Origin of the sequence: Pseudomonas sp. GZD-222 (genome assembly GCF_049310525.1) — a bacterium.
GTDB lineage: Bacteria > Pseudomonadota > Gammaproteobacteria > Pseudomonadales > Pseudomonadaceae > Aquipseudomonas.
The window spans coordinates 1-6,415 of record NZ_JBMOWO010000109.1; the positions used below are offsets into that span (position 1 = coordinate 1).

At 61.6% G+C, this 6,415-nt stretch carries 7 protein-coding genes; 5 read left to right on the top strand and 2 right to left on the bottom strand.

Annotated features, from left to right (window positions below; translation table 11 throughout):
- Window positions 1-62 precede the first annotated feature (62 nt).
- Window positions 63-974: a LysR family transcriptional regulator gene (locus ACO6VD_RS20520; RefSeq protein ID WP_422421688.1), complete on the bottom strand. Its 912-nt coding sequence runs from the start codon at window positions 972-974 to the stop codon at window positions 63-65.
- A gap of 193 nt (window positions 975-1,167) precedes the next feature.
- On the opposite strand from ACO6VD_RS20520, the gene ACO6VD_RS20525 reads away from it, so the two are divergent.
- The gene (locus tag ACO6VD_RS20525; protein ID WP_400170147.1) at window positions 1,168-1,383 is read left to right on the top strand and encodes a hypothetical protein; all 216 of its coding nucleotides are present in this window, start codon (window positions 1,168-1,170) and stop codon (window positions 1,381-1,383) included.
- Here the strand turns inward: ACO6VD_RS20525 and ACO6VD_RS20530 are convergent.
- Window positions 1,380-2,087 carry an MgtC/SapB family protein gene (locus ACO6VD_RS20530; RefSeq protein ID WP_400170148.1) on the bottom strand — a complete coding sequence of 236 codons (708 nt, stop codon included), beginning with the start codon at window positions 2,085-2,087 and terminating at the stop codon, window positions 1,380-1,382. The genes ACO6VD_RS20525 and ACO6VD_RS20530 overlap by 4 nt on opposite strands.
- Before the next feature lie 468 nt (window positions 2,088-2,555).
- Here ACO6VD_RS20530 and ACO6VD_RS20535 point away from each other — a divergent pair, with 468 nt between their 5' ends.
- The 4 genes from ACO6VD_RS20535 to ACO6VD_RS20550 all read left to right on the top strand — a co-directional run bounded on the left by ACO6VD_RS20535 (window position 2,556) and on the right by ACO6VD_RS20550 (window position 6,387).
- The gene (locus tag ACO6VD_RS20535) at window positions 2,556-4,703 is read left to right on the top strand and encodes an FUSC family protein (RefSeq protein WP_422421691.1); all 2,148 of its coding nucleotides are present in this window, start codon (window positions 2,556-2,558) and stop codon (window positions 4,701-4,703) included.
- Window positions 4,693-4,893, top strand: a complete 201-nt coding sequence (locus ACO6VD_RS20540; RefSeq protein WP_422421693.1) for a DUF1656 domain-containing protein — start codon at window positions 4,693-4,695, stop codon at window positions 4,891-4,893. The genes ACO6VD_RS20535 and ACO6VD_RS20540 overlap by 11 nt, the downstream gene beginning before the upstream one ends.
- A 4-nt stretch (window positions 4,894-4,897) precedes the next feature.
- On the top strand, window positions 4,898-5,839 hold the full coding sequence (locus ACO6VD_RS20545; protein ID WP_422421695.1) for an HlyD family secretion protein: 942 nt from the start codon (window positions 4,898-4,900) through the stop codon (window positions 5,837-5,839).
- Between the two features lie 80 nt (window positions 5,840-5,919).
- A complete protein-coding gene (locus ACO6VD_RS20550; protein WP_422421697.1) occupies window positions 5,920-6,387 on the top strand; it encodes a sterol desaturase family protein in 468 nt (155 codons plus the stop codon).
- Window positions 6,388-6,415: the final 28 nt, after the last annotated feature.

A 6,415-nucleotide genomic window follows, 5' to 3' on the forward strand; every position in this document is an offset into this window, starting at 1 on the left:
GCCCTCTTCCCCCACTGTGGTGGAGAGTGGTGGTGGTCGTTGGCCCCCCCCCCCCCGATGCTCTATGCCAACCAAGCCGCAAACTGCTCTTTACAGTAATCGACAAACAACTGCGCAGGCTTGGTCAGCTGCGCACGTTTCAACCAGCCGGCCACCAACCCGGAGCCGGTGACGTCTTCAGCCAACTGTACACAGACCAGTTCCTGGCCGTCATAGGTGCTGGTAGTAAGCGGCCGGGTCACCAGCACGGCAAACCCGAAACCTTGCCCGACCATGCCGCGTACCATCTCGATCGAAGGCGAACTGAAGACAATGTTCGGACTCAACCCCAGCTCTTCGAAAATGCTCACGAAGTAGGTGCGGCTGGGCTGTACATCCAGAAGAATCATCGGCTCCAGCGCCAGATCCCGCAACGACACCTGCGCCTGCTCGGCAAAGCGATGCCCGGCCGGCAACAGCGCATAGGGCCGTTGCGGCGCCATCAGCGCTTCGGTCTCGATGGTGCTGTCGAGGTCATGATCGTAGAAGATTGCCAGGTCGAAACGCCCGCCAGTCAAGCCCTGCACCAGCTCCTGTTGCTCGCCGTCCTGCAGACGGATCTCGACCCCCGGGAAGCGTTCGCGAAAACCTTTGATCAAACGTGGCAGGTAGAGTGGGGCGACGGTCTCGAAACAGCCGATATCGATCTGCCCGCACACCACATCGTTGTCGGCCAGGGCGTTCTGCTCGAATTCCCGGGCCATGCGCAACAGCTCCTGGGCCTTGCGATAGAAGCGCGCGCCACCGGGTGTCAGGGATACGCCTTGAGCGTGATGACGGATAAACAGCTGCACGCCGAAGCTGTCTTCCAAGCCTTTGATTGCGGTTGAAATCGACGGTTGCGCGATGTACAGCTTGCGCGACGCCTCGGCGACGCTGCCGCACTCCACGGTGGTGACGAAATACTTCAACTGACGCAAGGTATAGGACGCCACAGTGCACCTCTGGCTGATTATTTCGTTACAGGGTACCCCTTCGGGTGTCAGGCCTTGCAGCGGATTTTGTTGGGCACTGAGGATATTTTCGCTGGGCAACCGTTGATCGCTTCAACGGCACGGCGAGTACGTCGGCTGGTTCGAACAGATACGGCCTGGTTTTTCTCCGGGTCGTTTCTGAGAGGTATCTGCCATGAGCCAGCAACGTCCCCAGGATGATCCGCTCTGGAAGGATCCGCTGAACAACCCGCAACGCGAACACGACCCGGTCACTGACCCCAATGTCGATGGCGACCCGCAACGGCACGAGCATCCCCAGGACATCGAGCGCCTGCCCGATGCCCCGGATGAAAACACCCGTTTGCCGGAGCCCGACCAGCCAACGCCGCTGTCGGACGAACGTCGCTAGTCGGCCGTCAGCTCCTGCACCTGCCAGCGCACCGAGCTGACGCCTTTTTCCAGGCTGACCCGGCTGACCAGGCGTTCCAGCTGGGTCGGCGCATCGGGGCTGCCGAGCAGCTCGGCGCGCACTTCCAGTTTCGCCGGGTTGGCCAGGTCTTCACTGTGCAGTGATTGCAGGCGCAGGCCGTCACTGCCGAAACTGTGCAGCATCAGGCTGCGCACCTGGATCTCGTCTTCGGCGCGGCAGGTGATGCGCACTTCGAAACGCTGCTCGGCTTCATTGGCCGGCAGCACTTCCTGACGATTGAGACGTTGCGAGATGTCGCGCAACAGGATGTTGGCGCAGAGCACCACGCAGCTGCCCAGTGCCGCCTCCAGCAGCAGGCCCATGCTGCACAATACGCCCACGGCGGCCGTGCACCATAGCGTCGCGGCGGTGTTCAGACCGCGTACGTTGAGGCCATCGCGCATGATCACGCCACCGCCAAGAAAGCCGATACCCGATACCACATAGGCGGCGATCCGTGATGCATCGGTGGCGGCCATGCCCGGCACGGCCTGGGTCATCAGCACAAACAGACAGGCACCGGTGCTGACCAGGGCATTGGTGCGCAGGCCGGTCAGGCGCTGACGCAGTTGACGTTCGGCGCCGATCAGGGCGCCCAGTACGAGCGCGACACTGACGCGCAGGAGAAATACTTTCCAATCCATAACAAACCTCGAATCCGCGGCACAGGGCCGCAACGCATCGAACGCTTTCGATGCAGGTACGAATAAATGGATTGCGCAGGGTCACAAGCCGGGTCGCTAACTACCGGTAGGGCTTGCAGGAAGGGAGAATGAAGCGTCGTCATCCGCTGCGGATGCGAGGCGCCACTGACCACCGTGTACGGCAGGGCAGTGGCAGAAAGAGTCTGCTGAACTAGCGCGCCGTATGAACCTGTCGCAATCGACTAGGGCAACTGTCCAATGCAGGACTCCTGTATAGGCATGCAAAAATGCGGGCGAGAAACTAACGTTCTACAGCAGCGGGGTCAAGGTTGTTTTCATGACATTTGCCGTAGGAACGCATCTGGAACGCCACTGTTCCGGATTTGCAACGCTGTAGAGTGTGAACGCCGCTTCCGCCGGCCAGCCGCTATGGCTAAGGTTATGGTCACGGTTCGGCGAGGGAGCGGCATGCAGCCACTGATCAATTACTTCAAAATGGTTCTGCACCCAGGCGCAGACACCTTCCGCTTCGCCTTGCGCACCATTGTTGCCTGCCTGCTGACCCTGTACCTGGCCTTTATCTTTGACCTCGACCAGCCCAAGTGGTCGATCATGGCCGTGTTTATCGTCAGCCAGCCGCTGGGTGGGATGACCTTGCAGCGCAGCTTTGCCCAGGTGGTCGGCACCACGGTCGGGGCGGCGGTGGCAGTGCTGATCATGGCGCTGTTCCCGCAAGCGCCGTTGCCGTTCATTGTCACTTTGTCACTGTGGCTGGCCGTGTGTACCGCCGGTGGCACCTTGTTGCGCTACACCAGCTCGCATGCCTTTGTGCTCAGCGGCTTTACCGCTGTGGTGGTTGCCATGCTGGCCATCCCCGAGCAGGACAACACCCTGATGCTGGCCATCACCCGCGTCACTGAAACCCTGTTGGCGGTGGCCTGCGTGTGTGTGGTCAGCTTGCTCAGCGCACGGCCGCAGGCGGTGACCAGCGGGTATTTCGCCAAGGTCGACAACCTGATCAAGCTGATGGCCAGCCATGCCGCCGCAGCCATTCGTGGCGAAGAAAGCAATGCCGCCTTTAGTCAGCGGCAAATGCAGATCCTCGGTGAAATCAGCGCCCTGGAGGGGCTGCGCCGGCACCTGTATTTCGACGCCCCGCACCTGCGCGGCGCCAACGGTCTGGTGCAACTGCTGGGCAACCAGTTGGTACTCCTAAGCTCGCGGCTGACCGTGCTGCGCAATCAGAAACTGATGATTGCCGAGCGCTGGCCGGGCGCCTATCCGGATTTCATCAATCAGTTGCTCACTGACGAGCTGGCCTTTCTCGACCAGTTGGCGCAACAGGGAAGGGCCATGCCGGCCAGCGCCCGCGAACATTTCAGCGCCTTGCAGCGGCGTTTCGATCAGGCAGCCCTGCAAGCCGAACAGCTGCAGCATGACATGTCGGCGACCTTGCGCTCCCTGGCCTGGGCGCTGCGCTGGGAACAGGCGCGGTTGCTCGAGCAACTGAGCGAAATGCTTGAGCTCAGCGATGCGGTTCAGGAAGGCCGTGCGGGCGATTGCCTGTACCGCCAGCCGCTGACCAACCCGTTGCACCTGGATTTTCGCCTGGCGGCGATGAATGCCAGCCGCGCCTTTACCGCCTTACTGGTAGCCGGACTGATCTGGATCGAGACCGCGTGGGACGGTGCCCGTGCCGGGGTGATCCTGGTGGGTATTCTCTGCTCGTTGATGGCCACCTTCCCACGGCCGTTGATGGCCGCGCAGAACTACATGCGCGGCTTGGGCATGGCCTTGGTGGTGTCGGCGCTTTACCAGTTCTGGTTGATCCCGCAGGTGGTCGATTTCGAGATGCTCGCGTTACTGCTGCTGCCGTTGCTGTATGTCGTCGCGATCGGGCTGTCGACGCCCATGACTGCCGGTATCGGCATGGGCCTGGGCTTGTCCAGCTTTCTGATGTTCGGCCCGCAGAACATTGGTGCCTGGCAGAACACCGCCATGCAGTGGTTTGAATTCGCCGGTGCCTATATCTGTGGCGGTGTGCTGTCGCTGCTGGTGTATGCCTGGATGTTCCCGTTCAACCCGCAACTGCGTATCGAGCGGCTGTTTCGCGAGACCCGCGAGCAGGTCTATGCACTGCTCAAGGGGCCGGCCTCGGATGAACGCCAGTTTGCCTTCGAGAGCCGCATGGTTGACCGTCTGACCCTGATCCTCGGGCTGCTGCCTGCCACTCAGGACGCCCGCTCCAAGGCGTTATTCGAAGTCAACCTGGCCTGTATGGCCCTGGGTGTCGCCTTGCGTCAGTTGCAGGAACAGGGCCGGTCCAACCGGTTACTCTCGGACAGCATCCGTGCACGTCTGGAGCAGGTGCTACGCAATACCAGTCGCTACGTGGCCGGGCGTACCCAAGGCCAGTTATCGGCTTTACTCGACACCTTGCAGAACCTCGGCGAAGAACTCGATGCCTTGCACAGCACGCAGTTCAATGCGCCGCCCGAGCAGTTGCGTTCGCTGTTTCGCATCCGTGTCGCCTTGCTGGTGATCGCCGGCTTCCTGCGTCATTACAGCGCTTACCTTGATCCTGCTGCCGAAGGAGAACCGGCCCTTGCCCATTGATTTCGAGGTTGGCGGCGTTTACCTGCCGCCGATTGCCCAGGCGTTGTTGCTGGCCATGCCCTTGCTGTTCGTGTTGCTGTGGCTGCTGCAACGCCTGGGCGTGATGCAGCGGGTGTGGCACCCGGCGTTATTCGAGGGCGCGCTGTATGCCTGTTTGTGTGCCTTGATCATCCTGTTCATGGGGAGCTGAAACGGTGAAGAAACTGGTGGCCCAGGCGTCGACCCTGGCAATTGTGGTACTGGCGCTGATCCTTGGCTGGTTTGCCTGGGAGCACTACACCCGGGCGCCCTGGACCCGTGATGCGCGGGTACGCGCGGATGTGGTGACGTTGTCGGCCGATGTCGCTGGACGCATCGTCGCGCTGCGGGTGGCCGACAACCAGCACGTGGAAAAGGGCGAAGTGCTGCTGGAAATCGACCCTGAACGTTATGCCCTGGCGGTTGAGCATGCCCGCCGCGCCATTGAGGTCGCCCGCGCCAGTGAAGGCCTGGCCCAAGCGGCGATCATCGCCAGCCAGGCCTTGCTCAAGCAGCGTCAGAGCGAAGAGGTTCGCCGGCGAACTCTGAAGCAAACCGCAGCGATCTCCGGCGAAGAGTGGGAAAAAGCCAGTACCGATGTGGCCGTCGCCCAGGCTGAACTGATGCGCGGCCAAGCCAACCTGAGCCTGGCCACGGCCAACGTGCAACTGGCCACAGCGGCCTTGACCCAGGCGGAGCTCGACCTGCAGCGCACCCGTATCCTTGCGCCGGTCAGTGGTTATGTCACCAACCTGCTGACCCGTCAGGGCGACTACGCCAGCGCTGGCGGGCCGTTGTTGGCGCTGGTGGACAGCAGTTCGTTCTATGTCAGTGGTTATTTCGAGGAAACCAAGCTACCGCGCATTCAAATAGGCAATCCGGTGCAGATCGCGCTGATGAGTGGGGAACACTTCGAAGGCAAGGTGCAAAGCATCGCCTACGCCATCACCGACCGCGAGAACGCCCCGGGCAACCGCCTGCTCGCCAACGTCAATCCCAGCTACACCTGGGTCAAGCTGGCTCAGCGGATTCCGGTACGTATCGAGATCGACCCCGGCTATGCCGGCAAGGACAACCTGCGCGCGGGTACCACAGCGACGGTGACCGTGCGCCCGTAGCGTGACGAAATGCCTCCTGCCGGGCGGGCCAAGATGGTAGGCTTCTGGCCGTTTGTGCCAACCAGCCGATAGATGTCCGCATGATTCTCAATTTCGCTGTTTTTCTTTGCACCCTGACGGCCATGGAGGGCATCGGCTACCTCGCGCACCGCTACATCATGCATGGCTGGGGCTGGTTCCTGCACCGTTCGCACCATGAGCCGCATTTGGGTGCGCTGGAAACCAACGATGTCTATCTGGCGGCCTTGGCGTTGATCGCCTTCGCCCTGGTGGCCCTGGGTCGCGCCGGGCATGCACCATTACAGTGGGTGGGAGCAGGGGTGGCGGCGTTCGGGGTGATTTATGTGGTCGTCCATGACGGTATCGTGCACCGGCACTGGCCGTTCAAGCCGCGGCCGCGCAACCGTTACCTCAAGCGTTTGTACAAGGCACATTTGCTCCACCATGCGTTGAAGGGGCGGGATAACAGCGTGTCGTTTGGTTTTCTGTATGCGCCGCCATTGCACCGCTTGAAGCGCCAACTGCGCGAACGACGCCGGGAAACCTGACAACGATTTGTCCTCCGGTGGGAGCGGG